The 19,088-nt window shown below is 68.2% G+C and carries 18 protein-coding genes; 7 read left to right on the forward strand and 11 right to left on the reverse strand.

Features of this window, described 5'->3' with window-relative positions:
• Positions 1-52: 52 nt before the first annotated feature.
• The 6 genes from BRO63_RS06205 to BRO63_RS06230 form a co-directional block, all read right to left on the reverse strand.
• Positions 53-1,651 carry a dipeptide ABC transporter ATP-binding protein gene (locus BRO63_RS06205; RefSeq protein ID WP_088138895.1) on the reverse strand — a complete coding sequence of 533 codons (1,599 nt, stop codon included), beginning with the start codon at positions 1,649-1,651 and terminating at the stop codon, positions 53-55.
• A gap of 2 nt (positions 1,652-1,653) precedes the next feature.
• The gene (locus BRO63_RS06210) at positions 1,654-2,493 is read right to left on the reverse strand and encodes an ABC transporter permease (RefSeq protein ID WP_088138896.1); all 840 of its coding nucleotides are present in this window, start codon (positions 2,491-2,493) and stop codon (positions 1,654-1,656) included.
• A complete protein-coding gene (locus BRO63_RS06215) occupies positions 2,490-3,467 on the reverse strand; it encodes an ABC transporter permease (protein WP_088138897.1) in 978 nt (325 codons plus the stop codon). Before BRO63_RS06215 ends, BRO63_RS06210 begins: the two co-directional genes overlap by 4 nt.
• A gap of 13 nt (positions 3,468-3,480) precedes the next feature.
• Complete coding sequence (locus BRO63_RS06220) at positions 3,481-5,055, reverse strand: ABC transporter substrate-binding protein (RefSeq protein WP_218824087.1); 1,575 nt, start codon at positions 5,053-5,055, stop codon at positions 3,481-3,483.
• Positions 5,056-5,128: 73 nt separating this feature from the next.
• Positions 5,129-6,421 carry an aspartate aminotransferase family protein gene (locus tag BRO63_RS06225; protein ID WP_088138899.1) on the reverse strand — a complete coding sequence of 431 codons (1,293 nt, stop codon included), beginning with the start codon at positions 6,419-6,421 and terminating at the stop codon, positions 5,129-5,131.
• A 16-nt stretch (positions 6,422-6,437) separates the two neighbouring features.
• The gene (locus BRO63_RS06230) at positions 6,438-7,553 is read right to left on the reverse strand and encodes a phosphotransferase (protein ID WP_088138900.1); all 1,116 of its coding nucleotides are present in this window, start codon (positions 7,551-7,553) and stop codon (positions 6,438-6,440) included.
• 315 nt (positions 7,554-7,868) lie between these two features.
• Here BRO63_RS06230 and BRO63_RS06235 point away from each other — a divergent pair, with 315 nt between their 5' ends.
• Entirely contained in the window at positions 7,869-8,564 is a 696-nt protein-coding gene (locus tag BRO63_RS06235) for a GntR family transcriptional regulator (RefSeq protein WP_088138901.1), read from the forward strand.
• On the opposite strand, the gene BRO63_RS06240 is transcribed toward BRO63_RS06235, so the two are convergent.
• Genes BRO63_RS06240 through BRO63_RS06260 form a run of 5 tightly spaced genes read right to left on the reverse strand, consistent with a single transcriptional unit; the run spans position 8,561 to position 12,931 of the window.
• On the reverse strand, positions 8,561-9,352 hold the full coding sequence (locus tag BRO63_RS06240; RefSeq protein ID WP_088138902.1) for an SDR family NAD(P)-dependent oxidoreductase: 792 nt from the start codon (positions 9,350-9,352) through the stop codon (positions 8,561-8,563). The genes BRO63_RS06235 and BRO63_RS06240 overlap by 4 nt on opposite strands.
• Entirely contained in the window at positions 9,352-10,146 is a 795-nt protein-coding gene (locus BRO63_RS06245; protein WP_088138903.1) for an ABC transporter permease, read from the reverse strand. The genes BRO63_RS06240 and BRO63_RS06245 overlap by 1 nt, the downstream gene beginning before the upstream one ends.
• Positions 10,134-10,943 carry an ABC transporter permease gene (locus tag BRO63_RS06250; protein WP_088138904.1) on the reverse strand — a complete coding sequence of 270 codons (810 nt, stop codon included), beginning with the start codon at positions 10,941-10,943 and terminating at the stop codon, positions 10,134-10,136. The genes BRO63_RS06245 and BRO63_RS06250 overlap by 13 nt, the downstream gene beginning before the upstream one ends.
• Positions 10,936-11,859, reverse strand: coding sequence for an NAD(P)-dependent oxidoreductase (locus tag BRO63_RS06255; protein ID WP_088138905.1), 924 nt, complete (start codon positions 11,857-11,859; stop codon positions 10,936-10,938). Before BRO63_RS06255 ends, BRO63_RS06250 begins: the two co-directional genes overlap by 8 nt.
• Positions 11,860-11,878: 19 nt before the next feature.
• Positions 11,879-12,931, reverse strand: coding sequence for a LacI family DNA-binding transcriptional regulator (locus BRO63_RS06260; RefSeq protein ID WP_088138906.1), 1,053 nt, complete (start codon positions 12,929-12,931; stop codon positions 11,879-11,881).
• Positions 12,932-13,153: 222 nt separating this feature from the next.
• Between BRO63_RS06260 and BRO63_RS06265 the strand changes: the two genes are divergently transcribed.
• The 6 genes from BRO63_RS06265 (at position 13,154) to BRO63_RS06290 (ending at position 19,043) form a co-directional block, all read left to right on the forward strand.
• Positions 13,154-14,206, forward strand: coding sequence for an ABC transporter substrate-binding protein (locus BRO63_RS06265; RefSeq protein ID WP_088138907.1), 1,053 nt, complete (start codon positions 13,154-13,156; stop codon positions 14,204-14,206).
• A gap of 30 nt (positions 14,207-14,236) precedes the next feature.
• Positions 14,237-15,550: a histidinol dehydrogenase gene (gene hisD / locus BRO63_RS06270; RefSeq protein ID WP_088138908.1), complete on the forward strand. Its 1,314-nt coding sequence runs from the start codon at positions 14,237-14,239 to the stop codon at positions 15,548-15,550.
• A 7-nt stretch (positions 15,551-15,557) separates the two neighbouring features.
• Positions 15,558-16,331 (forward strand): SDR family NAD(P)-dependent oxidoreductase, encoded by a 774-nt coding sequence (locus tag BRO63_RS06275; RefSeq protein ID WP_088138909.1) that lies wholly within the window; start codon positions 15,558-15,560, stop codon positions 16,329-16,331.
• Between the two features lie 24 nt (positions 16,332-16,355).
• Complete coding sequence (locus BRO63_RS06280; protein ID WP_088138910.1) at positions 16,356-17,345, forward strand: alcohol dehydrogenase catalytic domain-containing protein; 990 nt, start codon at positions 16,356-16,358, stop codon at positions 17,343-17,345.
• Positions 17,346-17,424: 79 nt separating this feature from the next.
• Positions 17,425-18,237, forward strand: a complete 813-nt coding sequence (locus tag BRO63_RS06285; protein ID WP_088138911.1) for an ABC transporter permease — start codon at positions 17,425-17,427, stop codon at positions 18,235-18,237.
• The gene (locus BRO63_RS06290) at positions 18,225-19,043 is read left to right on the forward strand and encodes an ABC transporter permease (RefSeq protein ID WP_088138912.1); all 819 of its coding nucleotides are present in this window, start codon (positions 18,225-18,227) and stop codon (positions 19,041-19,043) included. The genes BRO63_RS06285 and BRO63_RS06290 overlap by 13 nt, the downstream gene beginning before the upstream one ends.
• Positions 19,044-19,088: the final 45 nt, after the last annotated feature.

Here is a 19,088-nt window from a genome sequence, read left to right on the forward strand (position 1 = left end):
TCCTGGATAGCTGAAAGCGCGAATGAGTAGAGAGCAGCCATGGGTATCGGGCCTATTTCCATTGGCGGCCCGGCACCGCGTCGATGAGCTGCCGGGTGTAGGGGTGCGTCGGCGCCTGCAGCACCTGGGCGGCGGGGCCTTGCTCGACGATGGCGCCTTGCTGCAGCACGACGATGCGGTCGCACAGCTGGGCGGCCACGCGCAGGTCGTGGGTGATGAACAGCATCGACAGATGCAGCTTGTCCTTCAGCTCCTTCAGCAGCGTCAGCACCTGGTCCTGCACCGACACGTCCAGCGCCGATACGGGTTCGTCGGCGATGATGAGCTCGGGCTGCGCGGCGATGGCGCGGGCCAGGCCCAGGCGCTGGCGCTGTCCGCCCGAGAATTCATGCGGATAGCGCTCCAGCGCCGAGGCGTCCAGCCGCACCAGTTCCATCAGTTCGCGGGCGCGGCGCAAGGCCTGTTCCCGGGGCACGCCCTGCGCGACCAGTCCGCTGGTCAGGATGGTCGCTACGCGGTGCCGGGGGTTGAGCGAGCCGTAGGGATCCTGGAACACCATCTGCACCGAACGGCGCACCGCCGTGTCGCGGAAGGCGCCGCGCGCGCTCAGGTCGGCGTCTTTCAGGCGTACCGCGCCGCCATCGGCGGCGATGAGGCCGGCGATGATGCGGCCGATGGTCGACTTGCCCGAGCCCGATTCGCCGACCAGGCCCACGGTTTCGCCGCGCGCGATCTCGAAGCTGACGTCGCGCACCGCCGGGAACTGGCGCGCCGGCTTGAACAGGCCGCTCTTGCGCACATACGTTTTGCGCAGCCCGCTCACCGACAGCAGTGCCTGGGCCGCGACCGGGGCCGCGGGCGGCGGCACGGAAGAAGGCACCGCGGCCAGCAGGCGGCGGGTGTAGTCGGCCTGGGGCTGGTTCAGCACCTGCGCGGCGGCGCCGGTCTCGACCACGCGGCCGTCCTTCATGACGACGATGCGGTCGGCGATTTCCGAGACCACGCCGAAATCGTGGGTGATGAACAGCACGCCCAGGTTCTTGCGCTTCTGGATATCCAGCAGCACTTCCAGGATCTGCGCCTGGGTGGTCACGTCCAGCGCCGTGGTCGGCTCGTCGGCGATCAGGATTTCGGGCTCCAGCGCCAATGCCATCGCGATCATGACGCGCTGGCGCTGTCCGCCGGACAGCTGGAAGGGATAGGAATCCGCGATGCGGCGGTGGTCGGCCAGGCCCACCGACACCAGCAGCGCGGCCAGGCGTTCGGCGTTCTGCGCGGCGTCGGTTGCGCCGTGTTCGCGCAACATCTCGACGATCTGGTCGCCGCAGCGCATCAGCGGGTTGAGCGCGCTGAGCGGCTCCTGGAACACCATGGCGATGCGCTTGCCGCGGATCTTGCGCAGCGCGCTCAGGCTCAGGCCGGTCAGCGCCTGGCCGTCCAGCCGTATCGCGCCGCCGCTGACGTTCACGCCGCGCGGCAGCAGGCTCAGCACGGCATGGGCCAGCGTGGATTTGCCCGAGCCGGATTCGCCCACCACGCAGACGATTTCGCCCGGCGCGATATCCAGGCTGACGCCTTCGACCGCATAGGGCCGGTCGGCGCCTGCGGGCAGCTTGATGGACAGGTCTTCGATCTGGAGCAGGCCGTTCACGGTTATTGTCCCTTGCGGTGCAGACGGGGGTTGAGCGCGTCGTTCAGGCCTTCGCCCACCAGGTTGATCGCCAGCACGGTCAGGAAGATGGCCAGCCCGGGGAACAGGCACATCCACCACGCCAGGCGCAGCAGCGAGCGCGACGCGCCGACCATGTAGCCCCAGCTCATCAGGTTGGGATCGCCCAGGCCCAGGAAGCTGATGGCGCTTTCCAGCAGGATGGCGTTGGCCACCATCAAAGAGGCCATCACGATCAGCGGCGACAGGCAGTTGGGCAGGATCTCGGCGATGACGATGCGCAGGTTCGACAGGCCCTGCACCCGCGCGGCCTCGACGAATTCACTGGACTTCACGCGCATGAATTCGGCCCGCGCCAGCCGCGCCACCGGCGGCCAGCTCACCAGCCCCACCGCGGCGATCACCGAGGCGAAGGAGGGCTGGAAGATGGCCACCAGCACGATGGCGAAGAAGAAACTGGGAATGGTCTGGAAGATCTCGGTCAGGCGCATCAGGATCTCGTCGCTGCGCCCGCCCAGGAAGCCGGCCGGGATGCCCACCGCCAGCCCGATCACCAGCGCCACGGCGGTGGCGACGCAGCCCACCAGCAGCGAGGCGCGCGCGCCGTGGACGATGCCGGAGGCGATGTCGCGTCCCAGCGAGTCCGAGCCCAGCCACACGCCGGACTCCTGCAGCGGCTTGAGAAAGGGCGCGACCGACGGGTCCCAGGGATTCTCCGGATAGAGGCCGTTGGCGCCCAGCGCCATCAGCACGATCAGGCACAGCACCAGCAGGCCCGCGACGGCGCCGATGTTCTTGGCATAGCGTTTGGACAGGCCTTTCATGCAGCGCTCCGCATACGGGGATCGATCAGCAGGTACATCAGGTCGGTGATGAGGTTGAACGCCACCACCATCAGCGAGGTGCAGAAGAACACGCCCAGCAGCACCTGGTAGTCGCGCTGCATCAGCGCGTCGAACGCCAGGCGGCCGATGCCGGGCCAGGCGAACACCGTCTCCACCAGCACCGAGCCGCCGATCAGCTGCCCCGCCTGGATGCCGGCCAGGGTGATGACCGGCAGCACCGCGTTGCGCAGCTGGTGCACCCAGACCACGCGGGCGGGCGACAGGCCCTTGGCCCAGGCGGTCTTGACGAAGTCAGCGGTCTGCACCTCGTTCATGGAGGCGCGCGCCATGCGGGCATACAGCGCCAGGTTGAACGCCGCCAGCGTCAGCACTGGCAGCACCGCATGATGGGCGATGTCCAGGGCGCGCGCCAGGCCGCTCTTGCCGGAGCCCATGGCCTCCAGCCCGAAGGGCGGAAACCAGCCCAGCTGCACCGAGAACAGCAGCACCAGCATCAGCCCGACCCAGAAGATGGGCGTGGCGTAGAAGGCCAGCGATCCCGCCGTGATGGCGGAATCCTTCCAGGTGCCGCGGTATTTGCTTGCCAGCACGCCCAGCAGCACCCCGCCCAGCAGCGACAGCAGGAAGGCAGGAATGGCCAGCACCAGCGTGGCCGGCAGGCGGTCCGCGATCAGGTCCCATACCGGCTGCTGCTGGCGGTAGCTGAAGCCCAGGTTCAGCGTCGCCATCGAACCCAGGTAGCCGGCCAGCTGCACGGGCAGCGGCTTGTCCAGGTTGAACTCCTTGCGCAACTGGTCGATGTACTGCTGGTCGGAGGCGCCCGCTTCGCCGGCGAGGACGCTGACGGGATCGCCCGGCGCCATCCGCACCAGCATGAAGTTGATGACCGCCACGGCCAGCAGCACCGTGATGGACTTGATCAGGACGGACGCGACCGCCAGCAGGGGCTTCATGGCCTGCCTCTCCTCACTTCTGGATGTAGGTGGTGGCGAAGGTCTCGGCGACGCCGATGGCCGAAGTCGTCACGTTCTTGACCGACTTGCTGGTGATGGTCGGGAACGACAGCTCCACCAGCCAGGCCGAGGGCGCGTCCTGCGCCAGCGTGGTGGCCGCCTGCGTGTAGAGCTGCTGGCGCTTCTGCTTGTCGGTTTCGAGCGAGGCGCTGGTGAACACCTTGTCCAGTTCGGGATTGGTGTAGCCGGAGATGTTGGTGCCGTAGACGCCCTGGCGGATATTGTCCGAACGGTAGCTGCGGTCCACGCCCAGCGCGGGGTCCGAGTACTGGTACAGGTAGGTGACCGTCATGTCGAAGTCCCAGTTGGCGTAGCGGCGCGCCCAGTTGCCGGCGTCCGTGCTTTCCAGCACCACGTCGATGCCGACCTTGGCCAAGGAATTCTTCACGTACTCGGACACCTTGTTCCAGGTGTCGCCGTAGGGCAGGCCGAGCAGCCGCAGCGATACGCGCTTGCCGTTGGCGTCGGGCTTGAGGCCCATTTCATCGAGCAGGGCTATGGCCTTTTTCGGGTCGTACTTGTATTGCGGGATGTTGGCGTCGTAGAAACTCGTGACCGACGAGATCGGGCCGGTGGCGGGCCGCGCGGCGCCAAAGAAGATGCGCTTGGCGATGAAGTCGCGGTCGATCGCGTACTGGATCGCCTGACGGAAGCGCTTGTCGTCCAGCGGCTTGACGCGGTGGTTCAGTTCGATCCACGACAGCGGGCCGGCGAACTCATAGCCCTTGGTGGTGACTTCCAGCGCGGGGTTGGCCTTGATCTGCGGCAGGAAGGCGAAGTCGATGTCGCCGAAGCTGGCGACCTGCACCGAACCGTTTTCCAGCGCCAGCAGGCGCGACGCGGAGTCCGGGATGACCTGGAAGTAGACGTTGTCCAGATAGGGCAGGCCAGCCTGCCAGTAGCTCTCGTTGCGCACCAGTTGCACATACTGGCCGCGCTTCCATTCCTTGAACTTGAAGGGGCCCGTGCCGATCGGCGTCTGGTTGGCGGGGTTGTTGCGGAAGTCCGTGCCCTTGTACAGATGGGCGGGCATGATGGGCGCGCTGGAAACTTCGAAGGCGTTGAGGAAGGGCGCGTAAGGCTGTTTCAGCGTGATCTTTACCGTATTCGCGTCGGGCGTCTCGATGCTGGCCACGTGCGACAGATTGCCGCGTGCGCGCGGGTGGGTCTGCGGCAGGTAGTCCTGCAGCGAGAAGCGCACGTCTTCGGCGGTGAAGGGCTTGCCGTCGTGCCAGGTCACGCCTTGCTGCAGGTGGAAGGTGTAGACCAGGCCGTCGGGGGAAATCTCCCACGATTTCGCCAGCGACGGCTTGGCCGTCAGATCGAAGTCATAAGTCAGCAGGCCCTCGTAGATCTTGCCTGCCGCGATCTGCGTGGGCGTCTGCTGGTTCAGGCCGTAGATCAGCGTGGGCGGTTCGGGATTCAGGATCACGTTCAAGGTGCCGCCGCGGGTCTGCGCATGGGCGCCGGATGCCGCCGAGGCCAGGAGCGCGGCGCCCAGGGCGAGCTGGCCGAGCATCGATTTCATCTTGGGTGGAAGCTGCTTCATTTTCTTTTTTCCTTTCTGTGGCGTGGAGACTGCGAGTGGGCGGCCCGATGCGTCAGGGCCGCGCGGCGGCGCATTGCTGTTCCAGGGCCTGCAATAGCAGGTCCGCGTGGGCCTTCTGGAAAGTGAGGGGAGGGCGGATCTTCAGTACGTTGGCCTGCGGACCGCTGGCGCCGATCAGCACGCCGGCATGGCGCAGCCCGTTGACCAGGGCCGCCGCGATGGCTGGCGCGGGCTCGGCGGGGCGGCGCCCGTCCACCAGTTCCACGCCCCAGTACAGGCCGCGGCCGCGCACGTCGCCGATGATGGGATGGGCCGCGGCCAGGCGGCGCAGGCCGGCCTCCAGGTAGGCGCCGACCTCGGCCACGCGGTTGGGCGCGTCCATGGCTTGCAGCGCGTCCAGCACCGCCAGCCCGACCGCGGCGGATACCGTGTTGCCGCCGAAGGTATTGAAATAGCGGCACTTGCGGCCGAATTCCTCGACCAGGTCCGAGCGCAGCACCAGCGCGCCGATGGGATGGCCGTTGCCCATGGGCTTGCCCAGCGACACCATGTCGGGCAGCACGCCGTCGCGCTGGAAGGCCCACCAGGTCCGCCCGGCGCGGGCCAGGCCGCCCTGGACTTCATCGGCGATGAACAGCCCGCCGCGTTGCCGGATGGCGGACGCGGCCAGCGCCAGCGCCTGGTTCGACTCGGTGTGGATGCCGTCGCTGGCGAAGACGGTGTCGACCATCAGCGCGGCCGCGGGCGTGCCGGCCTGGGCCAGTTCGTCGGCGGCGGCTTGCACCGCTTCGGCAAAGCGCGAGGCGGCCTGCGCCGGATCGCCCCGGTAGCTGTCGGGCGGCGGCACCGTGCGCACGTGGCTGGCCACGGGTCGCAGCGAAGGCGACATGTCGGCCAGCGACCGCGTCACGCCGTGATAGGCGTTGCGGGTGACGATGAAGCCCGTGCGGCCGGTGGCCTCGATTGCCACGCGCAGCGCCAGGTCGTTGGCTTCGCTGCCGGTGCAGGTGAACATGGCGTTGTCCAGGCCGGCCGGGAACAGCGCCAGCAGCCGTTCCGCGTACTCCACCACGCCTTCGTGCAGATAGCGGGTGTGCGTGTTCAGCACCGCCGCCTGGCGGGCCAGCGCCTCCACCACTGCGGGATGGGCATGGCCGACCACGGGCACGTTGTTGTAGGCGTCCAGGTAGCGCTTGCCCTGCGCGTCTTCCAGCCAGACGTCTTCGCCGCGCACGGGGTGCACGGGCTCGTCGTAGAACAGCCGGTAAGCCGCGCCCAGCGCGCGGCGGCGGCGCGCAAGCAGGTCGCCGGATGCAGGGGGGGAGGCGGGAAGATCCTGGGACATGGCGGTATCCGTGAGGTCAATGGGATGCGGAAGCGGCGGCGCGCGGATCGCGTCCGTCCTTCCAGGGGCCGATCAGGGCGTCGAACAGGCGCGTGGCGGCGGCGTGGCTGCGCAGGATGTAGTCGCGGTTGCCGGGGAACTGCCGCGCGCGCCAGGCGGTGATGACCATGCGCTGCGCCAGCCGCGCCAGCACCAGGTCCAGCGTCAGCGCGCGTTCTTGCGGGCTCAGCGCCAGCACCGAAGCGTAGCCGTCGAGCATGCAGTCCAGCACGCGCATCGGCGTGTCGGTCTGGGTCATCTGGTAGGAGGCCGCGATGGCGATTTCGGCGATGCGCGGCGCCTGCACCATGTCGCCGAAATCGAGCACGCCGGCTACCGCCAGGCCGCTGGCGTCGGTCAGCAGGTTGCTGGCCGACAGGTCGTTGTGGATGATCTGCTGCGGCAGCCCTTGCAGTTGCGGCGCCGTATGGCTGGCGTACAGATCCAGGAAGCCGGCGAGCAGGCGGCGGTGTCCGGCGTCCTCGACCGCTTCGAGCAGCGGGCGCATCGAAGGCGCTTCGCACACGTTCCAGAGAAACTGGCGCCCCGCGGCCGGATGCGAGAAATCCGCCAGCGCCGCGTCGAGTTCGCCGGCCGCGCGGCCCAGGGCGGTCCAGGCCGCGGGTTCCGCGCGCAGCGCCGAACCGGGCTCGCCTTCCAGGAAGCTGTAGGCGCGCACCCTGACTGCCGCCACGTTTGCGCCAGGCGGCTGGTGCGAGAGCCAGTCGGCTCCGTCCAGGCCCTGGGGCGCGAGGTGAGCCGGCACCGGCACGGCGCAGCGGCCCTCCAGATGGCGCAGCACGGCGATCTGCATCTCCGTCTCCGCAACGCTCTCGGCGGCATTGATGAACTTCAGCGTCAGCGACGAGGCGTTGCCGCGGCGCGCGCGGAAATTGCGGTCGCGCTCGCCGGCCAGCGGCTGGCAATCGGCGGCGCCATACCAGGCCCGGGCCACGGTGGCCGCGTCTTCCAGGGTCACGGCGGGCGGTGAGGTGGTCAGCAGGGCTTCGGTGAGCGCGGCGGATTCAACGGTACGCAGAGGGTGGGCCGACACGTTGTTGGGCGGGATCAGTAGTTCAAGATGATGCATCATGCATCAAGTGCAGAAAGCACCGAATCAGTGATTACCCGAGCAGGCGAGTCGCCAGATATCGCCTCTGGTTTTTATATAATCATTAATAATCAATAGGTTGATGCTATTTTCCGACGCTGATCCATATCAGAAAAACAAGAATATCCTACTGATGCCAGCTGCCTTGAGAATTTAACTAGGCTCCCGGAAGGGTTTTTACTTGATTATGATGCATCATATTGAAATTCGTCCGAAACTGCGGGTGCGCCCTCAAGCGGCCTGCGGACCTTTGTCGTATCGTCTTCATCCCTGCCACGCGCCCTTCCTCCAACAACAATGACGCAGACCCCCGACACGCAGACCGCCGCCGCCTTCTCCCAGCTGGAACACGGAAACCTGGGGGCGCTCGTCTATGAGCGGCTGGCGCAGGCGTTGATGGAAGGGAGGCTGCGGCCGGGCGACCGGTTGCGTATCCGGGAACTGGCGGAAAGCATGGGTGTCAGCGTCACGCCGGTGCGCGACGCGATCCTGCGCCTGGTGCAGGACGGCGCGCTGGTCATGCGCAGCGCGCGCGATATCCGGGTCTACGAGGTCAGTACGGCCGAGTACCTGGAGATCCGTGACATCCGGCTGGAGCTGGAAGGTATGGCGGCGGCCAGGGCCGCGCAGCACGCCACGCCCGAGGACATCGCGCGGCTGGAAGCGATGGTGCAGGCCAACGAGGACGCGCTCAAGGCCCAGGACATCCGCACGGCGGTGGGCCTGAACCAGCGATTCCATTTCGAGTACTGCAAGATCGCCCGCATGCCGACCATGCTGGAGATCCTGCAGCGCCTGTGGCTGAAGATGGGGCCGCTGATCGCGCAGATCTACGCGGAAGGCGGGCGCGACATGATCGACGGCCACTACCCGCTGATGGCGGCGATCCGCAACAAGGATCCGCAGGCCGCCCGCATCGCCATGCAGACCGACATCCTGTCGGGCGGCCAGCCCATCCTGGACTACAAGCTGCGGCAGGCGGAAACGCGCTAGACGGGCGGCAAGCCCCCGTAGGGCGCCCACCCTGATCCGGCGATGACGCCGCCGTCGCAAGGAATGGTGGCGCCGGTGATGACCGCGGCCGCGGGCGAGAGCAGGAAGAACACGACCTCCGCGATCTCGCGCGGCTGCATCAGGCGTCCCAGCGGCGTGGCGTTCAGGATCGGCGTCATGTCGCGCTCCCCCTGCCGTTCCTTGGGCTTGAGGAAGGGCGTGTCGGTCCAGCCGGGCGCGATGGCATTGACCCGCAAGCCGCGGCGCGCCCAGTGCACCGCAAGCGCTTCGGTCAGATTCACCACGGCGGCCTTGGCGGGACCGTAGGCCAGCACCGGGCCGGGGCGGAACGACAGCACGGACGCCACATTGACGACCGCTCCGCGCCCGCGTTCCGCCATCGCGCTGCCGAACACGCGGCAGGCGATGTAGGTGCCTTTCAGGTGGGAATCCACCACCCGGGCCCAGGCCTCCACGGGATAGTCTTCGATGGCGGTGGGAACCTGGGCGATGCCGGCGCAGTTCACCAGCCCGGTGGCCGCGGGCAGGAGGGTGGCAAGCCGTTCCTGAGTGGCCCGCAGTCCGGCTTCATCCAGCACATCGCCCGGGGCGGCCACGGCGCGAGGTCCCAGTTCGCGCGCCAGCGTGTGCGCGGCTTCCTGGTTGAGGTCCAGGATCGCGGCATGGCCGCCCGCTTCGATCACCCGCCTGCATACCGCCGCGCCGATGCCGCTGGCGCCGCCCGTGACGATGACCGACAGGGTCGAGTCCGATGTTGCGTGGTCCATCAGCGTCCCCAGCGCGCCTTCAGGCGCTGTTCAAACATGCGTAGCGCAACGTCGATGCAGATGCCGACGATGCCGATGGCGATCATGCCGGCCATGACGATATTGGTGGCGACGTTGAGCTGCCCCTGCACCATCATGTAGCCGATGCCGTTGCCCACCACGATCAGTTCCGCGCCCACCAGCGATTGCCAGCCGATGCCGGCGCTGACGCGCAGGCCGGCCAGGATGGAGGGAAGCGAGGCCGGCAGCAGCACTTCGGCCACGATGCGCGGGCCGCTGGCGCCCAGCGTGCGCGAGGCTTCCAGCAGCCGCGTGTCGACGAACTTGGCGCCGCGGTAGGCGCTGATCAGGCAGGGCGGAAAGGCGCCGGCGAATATGATCAGGGTGGGGCCGCCGATGCCGGTGCCGAACCACAGCCCGGCGAACGGCACCCAGGCGATGGGCGCCACGAAGCGCAGCGCATCGAAGAACGGACTGACCACGTCGTCCAGCCAGCGGTACCAGCCCATCAGCAAGCCCAGCGGTATGCCTACCGCCGCGGCCAGCAGGAAGCCGCAGGCGAAGCGGTAGAGGCTGGCGCCCAGGTGCGTCCAGAGCGTGGCGCCGGAATAGGGTTCGCTGCTGTACTGCGCGATGGTCTGCAGCACGGTCAGCGGGCCGGGCAGGTAGTTGGCCGGGAAGACGCCCGCCACGCTCAACAGATGCCAGGCCAGGAAGAAGCCGGCCAGCCCCAGGCAGGACAAGCCGAAGGTGAAGGCGGGCGGGTCGCCCGAGGCGCGTGTCAGCGTAGCCATGGCAAAGCCCTCTTTTCGATCCATTCCAGTCCGCGCGTCATCACCGCGCCCAGCAGACCCACCCAGACCATGGCGTACAGGATCATGCCGGGCCGGATGTCCAGCGCCGCGGTGTCCAGCACCTTGCCCAGGCCGATGAAGGCGCCGATGAGTTCCGCCGCCACCAGCGTCATCCACGCGGTCTGCAGCGACAGCCGCAGGCCGGTGAAGATCATGGGCATGGAGCCGGGTATCAGGACCTCGCGCAGCATGCGGGCCGGATTGCCCGCGCCGTGCACGCGCGCGGCCTCGATCAGCGTGGGGTCGATGTTGCGCACGCCTGCGTAGGTGTTGATGAGGGCGGGCGTGAACGAGGACACCCAGATCAGGAAAATCTTCGCCGGATCCCCCAGGCCCAGCCACAGGATGGCCAGCGGAATCCAGGCCAGCGGCGGAATCGGGCGCAGCAGCGAGAATACCGGCCCGACCAGGGCGTCGATGCGTTTGCTGAAACCCATCAGCAGGCCCAGCGGCACGCCGGTGCCGATCGCGACCAGGAATCCCAGGAATACCAGGCGCAGGCTGTGGCCGATGTGCTGGAACAGCGTGCCGCCGGCGTAGCCCGAATCGCGCGAGAGCTGCACCGCGGCCTGCCAGGTGGTGAGAGGGGTGGGAAAGCGCGCGCCATTGACCAGGCCCAGCGCCGACACGATCCACCAGGCGGCGACGGCGATGGCGACGGCGGCCACGCCCACGGTGACGCGGCGGCGCGAGGCGCGCGGCCGCCGCGCGGGCAGGGTTGCGATGTGCTCACTCATGGCCGGACCCCGCCGCTTGGCGCTCCAGGTGCGCCACGTCCTCGAGCAGCAGCAGCATGGCGGTGCAGTCCTGCTCCTGCCGTCCCCACGACCTGGCCAGCGCGAACATCTCGCGGGCGTAGCCGCCCAGGCCCAGCGGCGCGCCCACCGAGGCGGCCAGGTTCATGGCAAGGTTGATGTCCTTGTAGCCCATGCGCATGGGAAAGTCGGGGCTGATGTCGCCCGCCAGCACCTTGCCGGGGAAATTGGTCAGGAGCTGTCCGCGCCCCGCTGTCGTGTTGGACAGCACCTTGACGACGGTGGCGCGGTCCAGCCCGAGCTTGGCGGCGAACATCAGCGCTTCGCCCGTCAGCACCATGCCGACCATGGACATGTAGTTGTTGACCAGTTTGAGCCGGATGCCTGAACCGAAAGGGCCCACATGCACGATCTCGTTGGCCATGGCGGCGAAGAGGGGCGCGGCCTGGTCGAAGTCGGGCTGCGCGCCGCCGGCCATGATCAAGGCCTTGCCCTGCGCCGCCTCGCGCGGCGTGCGCCCCACGGGGGCGTCCATGCAACGCAGGCCCAGGACCGCGAGATCGGCGGCGATGCGGTCGGTCTCGACCGCGTCGCCCGTGCTCATTTCGATCACCAGGGCGCCCGGATTCAAGCCCGCCGCCGCGCCGTCGGCGCCGAACAAGGCGTCGCGGACGTGGGCCGAGGTGGGCAGCATGGTGATCGCCACGTCGCAGCCGCGCGCGGCGTCCAATGGCGTGGCGGCCTGCCGGAAGCCGGTGTCGGCCAGGCGCTCCATGGCGGCGGGAACGACGTCGTAGCCTGATACTGCGTACCCCTGCGCGGCCAGGTTGCGCAGCATCGCGCTCCCCATGACGCCCAGGCCCAGGAATGCGATGCGGGGTGATTCGATGTGTTCCATGGGGCTTGCTCCGTTGTGGTCAGCTGCCTAGCCGCGCACTGGTGCTGCTGCGCGGCGGCGCGGTGGTGTCGCGGACGATCAATTCCAGTTCGATGCAGACGTTCTCGGGCGGCGTGCCGGCGTCGGCGGCCAGCAGGATCTGGGCGGCGCGCTGGCCCAGCTCGAAGGCCGGCACGTTCAGGGTGGTGATGCCGGGCCGGCAATGGGCGGCCATTTCGATGTTGTCGAAGCCCGTGATCGAGATCTGCTCGGGCACGCGCAGGTTCTGCCACAGGCATTCCTGCAGCGCGCCATAGGCCAGGATGTCGTTGCCGCACATGACCGCGGTGGGCGGCTCGGGCAGGCGCAGCAGGGTGGCCATGGCGCGGCGGGCTTCGGGCACGGTGTAGGGCTTTTCGATGACGTACTGCGGCGGCAGTTCGATGCCGCGGCGGGTCAGGGCGCGCGTGAAGCCGGCCACGCGGTCGGCGGCGCGGTCGTTGTCCTTGGAGATGCCGGCGATCACGCCAAGGCGGCGGTGGCCGATGTCCAGCAGGTAGTCGGCGATGCGCTGCGCCGCCGCGGCGTTGTCCCAGCCCACCATGGGCCAGGGATCGGCGGCGTCGTAATGGCAGGTGGTGACGAAGGGAATGCCCTTGGAGTGCAGCAGTTCGTAGAGCTCCGGGTCGCGGCTGCGGCCGACCAGCATCATGGCGTCGACGCCGCGCTCGATCAGCGCGCGGACTTCGCCCGCTTCGCGCCCGGGGCTGTAGTTGGTGCTGGCCAGCAGCAGCTGATAGCCGTGTTCGTGGATCGCTTGCTGCATGCCGTCGACCAGCTTGGCGAACAGGGCGCTGTCCACCGTGGGGATGATGGCGCCCATGGTCCGGGTCTTGCGGGAAGCGAGCGAACGGGCTGCGCCGTGCGGCACGTAGCCAGCCTCGGCCAGCAGAGCCATGGCGCGCGCGCGCAGGTCGGGCCGCACTTTTTCAGGGTGGTTCAACACCCGCGACAAAGTTGCCGACGAGATGCCGCCAGCGGCGGCGATGGACTTCAGGGTGTCCCCGGATAGGGGCGCGGACTTTCGCTTCATATTTTGAAAGCGCTTTCAGAAATTTGATGATGTGAATATACAGTTATTGAAACGCCATGGTCTATCTCTAGGGTTTTCTCGGGGTTGAATGGGATTCTTGCGCGCTTATTCTTTGTATGCGCTTTCAAAAAACCGAGCCCGAACGCAGATCCGGGCCTGCTATCCGGGGAATGTCGCGGCAGCTCGCGCATGCAGACCGGAATCCACTATCGGAGACTAAGCATGTCGAGAATCCCCCGCATCCTGGGTCTGTGCCTGGCGCCGCTGGGCGCCTTGCTGTTGAGCCCGTCCGCGTCGGCCCAGGCGCCGACGCCCATCAAGGTCAGCTACCAGATCGCCTATTGGGCGCTGCCGATCTACATCGCCACGGAAAAGAACTGGTGGGCGGAAGCCGGCCTGAAGCCGGAGTTCGTGGTGTATCCGGCGGGCGCGCAGCAGATTGCCGGCGCCGCGTCCAAGTCCTGGGACGTGGGCGGAACGGGGTCGCCGCCCGCGGTGCTGGGGGCGCAGCGCTACGGCATCGTGACGCTCGGCGTCACCAATGACGAATCCACCGCCAACGGCGTGATGGCGCGCAAGGAAAACGCCGCCGCCGTGCGCGGCAACGCGGCCAAGGAAGTGAAGGGCAAGCAGATCCTCCTCAGTCCGAACTCGACGGGCGAATACGCCACCATGGCCTGCCTGAAGAAATGGGGCATGCAGCGCAGCGACGTCAGCGTGGTGACGCTGGCCCCGGCGCAGCTGGTGTCCGCCTACACCGGCGGCAACGGCATGCTGGCCGGCACCTGGGCGCCCAATTTCTACACGCTCAACGAACAGATCGGCGCGGAAGTCGTGTGCAGCGGCAAGGATGCGGGCGTGATGATTCCCGGCGCGCTGGTGGCGCGTGGCGAATTCGCCCAGCAGAATCCGGACGCGGTCGCCAAGTTCCTGGCGGTGTACCTGCGGGCCGTCAGCTTCGAGAAGAACAACAAGGCGGAAGCCATGGGCTACCTGCGCAAGCTGTTCCAGGCCAATGGCATCAAGCTCAACGACGGCTACCTGGGACAGGAGCTGGAACGGCCGATCTTCACGCTCGACGAACAGCTCAAGCTGATGTCGCGCGCGGGCGGCAAGTCCACGCTGGACAACGCCTACGAGGCCCTGTCGGGCTACCTCAAGAGCGTGGGCACGCTTACCGAGGTGCCGGACCCCAAGGCCTACATCACGGACGACTACATGAAGCGCGTCGACCAGACCCCGGCGCTCAAGACCTTCGCCAACAAGGCCAACTGAGCTTCATCCCTTCTTCCGCGAGGCCACACCATGGCAGTAAGCAAGCTCAAGTCCGCGTCCAGGCAGCCCCAGGGCAACGAGGCCGCCGCGCGCGAGGTCGCCGCCGAGATGCTGGCGAACATCAAGTCCGGCGGCGAGGCGGCGGTGCGCGACTATGCGCGGCGGCTGGACAAATGGGAGGGGGATATCCTGGTCGGCGCCGGCGAAATGGAACGGCGCACCGCGTCCATTCCCGACGGCGTCAAGCGCGACATCGAGTTCGCCGCAGGCCAGGTGCGCAGGTTCGCGCAGGCGCAGATGGCTTCGGTGCGCGAGTTCGAACTGGAACTCGCGCCCGGCCTGGTCGCGGGCCAACGGCTGATACCCGTCAACGTGGCGGGCTGCTACGTGCCCACCGGGCGCTACGCGCATATTGCATCGGCCTACATGAGCATCGCCACCGCCAAGGCGGCGGGCGTGCCCATGGTCATCGCCTGCTCCACGCCTTACCGCGGCGAGGGCATACATCCGCAGGTGCTGTACGCCATGCAGGTGGCGGGCGTGGACGCCGTGATGACGCTGGGGGGCGTGCAGGCGATCGCCGCCATGGCCTACGGCCTGTTCACCGGCAAGCCCGCCGACATCATCGTCGGACCGGGCAACAAGTTCGTGGCCGAGGCCAAGCGCATGCTGTTCGGCAGCGTGGGCATCGACGTGTTCGCGGGGCCTTCGGAGGTTTGCATCATCGCCGACGCGTCGGCGGACCCGGCCATCGTCGCCTCGGACCTGGTCGGGCAGGCCGAACATGGGCACGAATCGCCGGCCTGGCTGATTACCACCGACCGCAAGTTGGCCGAAGCCGTGCTCAAGCGGGTGCCCGAGCTGATCGCGTCCCTGCCGCCCACCGCCAGGGATGCGGCCGGCGCCGCCTGGCGCGACTATGGCGAGGTGGTGCTGTGCGATACGCGCGAGGAGGCGGTCGAAGTCTCGGACCGTTACGCCAGCGAACACCTGGAGGTCCATTGCGAGGACCTGGACTGGTGGTTCCGGCACCTGACCTGCTATGGCTCGCTGTTCCTGGGCGAGGAAACCACGGTGGCGTTCGGCGACAAGGCCAGCGGCACCAACCACATCCTGCCCACCAAGGGCGCGGCGCGCTATTCGGGCGGCCTGTCGGTGCACAAGTTCATCAAGACCGTCACCTGGCAGCGCATGACGCGCCAGGCCAGCCGCGATACCGCCCAGGTGACGGCGCGAATCTCGCGCCTGGAAGGCATGGAGGCGCATGCGCGCACGGCGGACGACCGCCTGGCCAAGTACTTTCCCAAAGAATCCTTCGAACTGGGCGAACCCGTGCGGGAGTGAAGCCATCATGCAGAACGACATGTCCCGCCTGTTCGACCTGGACGGCCGCGTCGCGCTGGTGAGCGGCGGCAGTTCCGGCATAGGCAAGGCCATCGGCCTGGCGCTGGCGCGGGCCGGCGCCAGCGTGGTGCTGGTGGCGCGGCGCGAGCAGGAGCTGGCTTGCGCCGCCGGCGAATTCGAAGCGCAAGGCCTGCGCGCGCGAGCCTTGCCCTGCGATCTGGCTGACCGCGATGCGTTGCGCGGCTTTGCCGCCCGCGCGGCGCAACCGTTCGGCGCGCCCGACATCCTGGTCAACGCCTCGGGCATCAATGTGCGCAAGCCCTTCGAGGACACGGCCGATGAAGACTGGGACCGCTCCCTGGCGATCAACCTGACCGCGCCGTTCCTGCTGACCCGCGCGCTGGCGCCGGCCATGCGCGAACGCGGCTGGGGCCGCATCATCAACATCACCTCGCTGCAGTGCGTGCGCGCCTTCCCCGACAGCGCGCCTTATGGCGCGTCCAAGGGCGGCCTGATGCAGCTGACCCGCGCCATCGCCGAGTACTGGTCGCGCCACGGAATTACCTGCAACGCGATCGCGCCAGGCTTCTTCGAGACGCCGCTGACCGCGCCCGTGATGGGCGATCCGGCCCGCGTGCAGGCGCTGGCGGCCAGCACCATGATCGGCCGCAACGGCCGGCTGGAGGACCTGCATGGCGCGGCCGTATTCCTGGCGAGCGAGGCGTCGGCCTACATCACCGGGCAGACCCTGTTCATAGACGGCGGCTTTTCGGCCCGCTGACCGGCATCTCCGTGGAGTTCCGCCATGAAAGCCCTTGTCTACACCGCGCCCGGCCAGTTGACGTACCGCGATGAACCCGACCCCGCGCCGGCGGACGGCGATGCGCTGCTGCGCATCGAGGCCGTGGGCATCTGCGGCTCGGACATGCACGCCTACCATGGGCATGATCCGCGCCGCAATCCGCCGCTGATCCTGGGCCACGAGTTCGTCGGCACGCTGGTGGGCGGCAGCCGCGCGGGCCAGCGGGTCACCGGCAATCCGCTGATCCACTGCGGCCAGTGCGACTTCTGCGTGCAGGGCCGCAACAACCTCTGCCGCAACCGGGGCATGGTGGGCATGACGCGTCCCGGCGCATTCGCCGAGTTCATGGCCATACCCGAGCGCTGCCTGATACCCGTGCCGCAGGACATGCCGGCCGCCGCGGCCGCGCTGACCGAACCCGCGGCCACGGCCTTGCACGGCGTGGCGCTGGCGCAGCGGGCGCTGTTCCGGCCGCTGGCCGAAGCCCGCGCGCTGGTCGTGGGCGGCGGCGCCATCGGCCTCCTGACGGCGCTGCTGCTGCGCAGCCAGGGTTGCCGCGTCAGCCTGGCGGAGACCAATCCGTTGCGGCGCGCCTCGGCACAGCGGCACGCGGGCTGCATGGCCTTCGATCCGCGCGAGGCGGCGCCCGAACCGGGCGCATATGAACTGGTGGTGGACGCGGTGGGCGGCAAGCTCACGCGCGCCGCGGCGCTGGCCGCGGTGCAGCCGGGCGGCGTCATGCTGCACATCGGCCTGCAGGACTGGGCCAGCGAGATCGACATGCGGCGGCTGACGCTGGACGAGATCACCCTCATTGGCGCCTATACCTACACCAGCGCCGACCTGCGCGCCACGGTGGAGGCGCTGCATCGCGGCGTTTTCGGCGACCTGGTCTGGATCGAGGAGCGTGTGCTGGGCGACGGCGCGCGGGCCTTCTCCGACCTCGATGGCGGACGCGCGGCGTCGGCAAAGATCGTGCTGAGGACGCATTGACATGGCCCGTCATCCTCTTTCCCCGCCCGCCGTCGGCGGTGCCCCGGCCGTTCTGGCCTTGCTCGACCGGAGCGCCGCCATGACCGTCGCCAGGCCGCCCGCCCCTCCGCCCGCGCCGGTGCGCCGGCGCCTGTCCCTGCGCTGGCTGGTCAGCGGCGCGTCGGTCACGGCGCTGCTCCTGGCCTGGTACCTGGCCACCGGCCCATTGGAACTGTTGAGTCCGGTGCAGCTGCCGTCGCCCGCCGATGCCTGGGATGCCCTGCTGGAGATCGCTGGCGAAGGCTATGCCGACGGCACGCTGTTGCAGCACGTCGCGGCCAGCACCGGACTGGTGCTGTACGGGTTCGCGGCGGCGGCGCTGACGGGCGTGCCGCTGGGCATCCTGATGGGGCAGAACCGGCTGGTCGAGGCCTACGTCAATCCGGTGTTCCAGATCGTCCGCCCCATTGCGCCCATCGCCTGGATTCCGCTGACCATCCTGTGGTTCGGGCTGGGCACCAGCGCCAAGGTCTTCGTCATCTGGCTGGCGGCCTTCGCGCCGACCGTGATCAATACCCATACCGGCGTGCGCAACATCGACGATACGCTGCTCCAGGCGGCGCGCGTCAATGGCGCGGCGGGCCGTCTGATGCTGCTGGACGTCATCGTTCCAGGCGCGCTGCCCGCTATCTTCACCGGTCTGAGGACCTCGTTGCAGGCCTGCTGGATGGTGCTGGTGGCGGCCGAGCTGGTCGGCTCCTTCGTCGGCCTGGGCCACGTGCTGATCATCGCCACTCGCGACCTGAACTCGGGAATGATCGTGGTGGCCATGGCCGCCGTGGCCGGCATGGGCATGCTGATGTCGGCTCTGCTGGCGCAAGTCGAACGCAAGGTGATGCCATGGAAAGCCTGAACCGCGCCGGCCCGTCCCGCGTGCGCGCCCTCGTGCCGCGCCGCGTGCTGGAACGCTGGCTGATGCCGGCGCTGGGGCTTGCCACCCTGTTCGGCGGCTGGGCGCTGCTGTCCGGGCTGGGCCTGGTGTCGCCGGCCTTTCTGCCAGGACCGCTGACGGTGCTGCGCAGCATGGCCGAGCACACGCGCGAACCCTATGCGGGCTCGGTGCTGCAGATGCATCTGCTGGCCAGCCTGGAGAAATTCCTGATCAGCTTCTCCATCGCGGTCCTGTTGGGCGTGCCGCTGGGTTTGTTCATGGGGCGCTTCAAGGCGCTGGATTGGGCGGTGGCGCCGGTATTCGAAGCCTTTCGCTTCATTCCCCCCATCGCCTGGGTGCCGTTCGCGATCTTCTGGTTCGGCACCGGCTTCCTGTCGCCCACGCTGGTGATTTTCGCCGGCGCCTTCGCGCCCTGCGTACTGAACGCCTATCGCGGCGCCAGGCAGATCGACCGCGCCTTGATCGAGGCCGGCCAGATGCTGGGGGCGGGGCGCTGGGCGACGCTGACGGAAATCCTGCTGCCGGCCGCATTGGCGCATATCGTCGCCGGCATCCGGGTCGGCGCGGGCTTCGGCTGGCAATCCTTGATCGGCGCGGAACTGATCGTGGGTTCGACCGGCCTGGGCTACATGATCGTGCAGGGCGGCAGCAATCTGGAACCCGCCATCGTGATCAGCGGAATGATCACCATCGGCCTGATAGGCGCGGGCATCGACTACGGCATGCGCGCCTTGCAGCGCAGGGTGCAGCGCGACTGGTCGCGCTGATCCAGGAAAAAAGGAGGGAGCGCAGGCAGGCAGTGCAGGCAGCGT

It is taken from the genome of Achromobacter xylosoxidans, assembly GCF_002192695.1.
GTDB classification, from domain to species: Bacteria; Pseudomonadota; Gammaproteobacteria; order Burkholderiales; family Burkholderiaceae_B; genus Achromobacter; species Achromobacter xylosoxidans_C.